Annotated in this window: 1 protein-coding gene; it reads left to right on the top strand. The window is 50.6% G+C overall.

The window, feature by feature from the left end; translation table 11 throughout:
* A partial coding sequence (ccoP, locus tag ACTHUR_RS16025; RefSeq protein ID WP_440399664.1) for a cytochrome-c oxidase, cbb3-type subunit III occupies positions 1-595 on the top strand: 595 nt, incomplete at both ends.

The raw sequence follows: 595 nt of genomic DNA, 5'->3' as shown, positions 1-595 counted from the left end.
CCTGAAGCCCGTGCTATTGCACAAAACCTTTTCAATACCTACTGTATCCAATGTCACGGCTCAGATGCCAAAGGCTCCAAAGGCTTCCCGAATTTGACCGACGACGATTGGTTGTGGGGTGGCGAACCTGAAAAAATTCAGGAAACCATTGAAAAAGGCCGTACTGCCGCCATGCCTGCATGGGGTCCTGCTTTGGGTGAAGAAGGTGTGAAAAACGTAACACAATATGTTATGTCCCTTTCTAAACCTAAAGGTCAATACGACGAAGAACGTGCAGAACGCGGTAAAGCCCTGTTTAGCGGCCCACCTGCCAACTGTTTCACTTGTCACGGCGACAAAGGTCAAGGTATCCAAGGCCTCGGCCCGAATCTGACCGACGATGTATGGTTGTGGGGCGGTACTCAAAAAGCGATTACCGAAACCATTACCAACGGCCGCAGCAGCCAAATGCCTGCTTGGGGTCACTTCCTCGACAAAGACAAACTGCACATCATGACTGCTTATGTTTGGGGTTTGTCCAACAAAGACGGTAAAAAAGCTCCTGCTAAAAAAGCCGAGCCTGCTCCGGCAGCTCAACCTGCCGATGCTTCTGCTC

The sequence above is a fragment of the Neisseria sp. P0021.S007 genome (assembly GCF_051956855.1).
The sequence above is the reverse complement of the archived record's forward strand: the minus strand, read 5'-3'. Positions and strand labels throughout refer to the sequence as shown.